The sequence below is a fragment of the Rhizobium sp. SEMIA 4085 genome (assembly GCF_013004495.1).
Lineage (GTDB): Bacteria > Pseudomonadota > Alphaproteobacteria > Rhizobiales > Rhizobiaceae > Rhizobium > Rhizobium gallicum.
In genome coordinates this window covers 1-1,691 of sequence record NZ_JABEPH010000637.1, presented here as the reverse complement: position 1 = coordinate 1,691, position 1,691 = coordinate 1, and the positions used below count along the sequence as shown (strand labels likewise).

Here is a 1,691-nt window from a genome sequence, read left to right as displayed (position 1 = left end):
TTCCCCCCGGCCGGGGACCGCAACCGGGATCGCCATGCAGCGTTCGCCAGCCGAACCGTAGCCTGCGCCCATCAGCGCGTTGACGGCCTGGTCCAAGTCGGCATCCGGCATGATGATCATGTGGTTCTTGGCGCCGCCGAAGCACTGGGCACGCTTGCCGTTCATGGCGGCGGTGCCATAGACGTAACGGGCGATGGGCGTGGAACCGACGAAGGAGACGGCGCCGATATCCGGGTCCGTCAGGATCGCATCGACGGCGGCCTTGTCGCCGTTGACGACGTTCAGGATGCCGGCCGGAAGTCCCGCTTCGATCATCAGTTCGGCCAGACGCAGAGGAACGGACGGGTCGCGCTCGGAGGGCTTGAGGATGAAGGCGTTGCCGCAGGCGATTGCCGGCGCAAACATCCACATCGGGATCATGGCTGGGAAGTTGAATGGCGTGATGCCAGCGCCAATGCCAACGGCCTGGCGCAGGGAATACATGTCGATCGCCGGACCTGCGCCTTCGGTGAATTCGCCCTTTTGCAGATGCGGGATACCGCAGACGAACTCGCAGACTTCAAGACCGCGGACGATATCGCCCTTGGAGTCTTCGACGGTCTTGCCGTGCTCCCTGGAGAGCAGCTCGGCAAGCTCGTCCATATGCTTGTTCAAGAGTTCCACGAACTTGAAGAACACGCGGGCGCGGCGCTGCGGATTGGTTGCGGCCCACTTTTGCTGCGCCGCCTTGGCGTTTTCGACCGCGGCACGGATTTCCTCGAGGCTTGCGAGCGCCACCGTCGCCTGAACCTCACCGGTTGCCGGATTGTAGATGTTGCTGCTGCGGCCGCTTTTGCCCCCAACATGCTCGCCGCCAATGAAATGACCGATCTCACGCATGGATGTGCCTCCTCTTGATTTCCGTTGATAGCGCATAATCGCACTTCAATTTGCACAAATCAATGCAATGCTATAAGCAACCGTTGTGCAAAAATCGAAGCCAAAACGTATAAGCACTCCTCCGGCAGGCCTTCTCCAAGGCGCAACCCTGGACAGCCGCGCGCGAGGCCGAACGCAAGAGGAGGTCGTCCACCGATGAGCGGCAAACGTGTCGTGAGAATGGCGGAACTGGAGATAGACCCTGCGCAGCTCGATGCCTATCGTGCGCTCCTGGCTGAAGAAATCGAGGCGTCGGTCACGTCCGAACGAGGCGTGTTGACCCTATACGCGGTCTCGATCAAGGATCATCCGGAAAAAATCCGCATCTTCGAAGTCTATGCCAGCCAGGAGGACTACGAAGCGCACCTCCAGACGCCGCATTTCCTCAAGTACAAGTCGTCGACCGCCCGCATGGTCAGGTCGCTGTCACTCATTGATGTCGACCCCATCATTCTGCTCGCTAAGACCGGCGATCACTTGGTGAGGTAGGGTCGGGACTCGGGCAGCAAGGACTTAATGACATGAATTGGGACGACGTCCGCATCTTCCTCGCCGTAGCGAGAACCGGGCAGATCCTTGCCGCCTCCAAGCGGCTGGGACTTAACCACGCCACCCTCTCGCGGCGGGTGAAGCTGCGTCTTATAACAATCCCCGAGCCCCCCAGCCTCCTGAGCAACTCGTATGACCACTGTTGCCTCAAAAATAAAACGCATACGACTGAGCTTTTAAAACCGCCTACAGTGTCATACTGAGACGTACTAGACGTTAACGAA

At 59.4% G+C, this 1,691-nt stretch carries 2 protein-coding genes and 1 pseudogene; 2 read left to right on the top strand and 1 reads right to left on the bottom strand.

From position 1 onward, the window contains the following. Positions 1-879 (bottom strand): aldehyde dehydrogenase family protein (locus C9413_RS31890; RefSeq protein WP_170251517.1); only part of this gene is annotated, 879 nt, incomplete at its 3' end. A 195-nt stretch (positions 880-1,074) separates the two neighbouring features. Between C9413_RS31890 and C9413_RS31885 the strand changes: the two genes are divergently transcribed. Both C9413_RS31885 and C9413_RS31880 read left to right on the top strand, forming a co-directional pair. Continuing rightward, positions 1,075-1,407, top strand: coding sequence for an antibiotic biosynthesis monooxygenase (locus C9413_RS31885; protein ID WP_039844021.1), 333 nt, complete (start codon positions 1,075-1,077; stop codon positions 1,405-1,407). A gap of 32 nt (positions 1,408-1,439) precedes the next feature. Further along, positions 1,440-1,544: pseudogene (locus C9413_RS31880) on the top strand (LysR family transcriptional regulator); the annotation flags it as partial. Between the last annotated feature and the right edge of the window lie 147 nt (positions 1,545-1,691).

Bases quoted from the DNA above. Each gene is read 5' to 3' on its own strand.
- C9413_RS31885 (WP_039844021.1), top strand. From the start codon at position 1,075: ATGAGCGGCAAACGTGTCGTGAGAATGGCGGAACTGGAGATAGACCCT.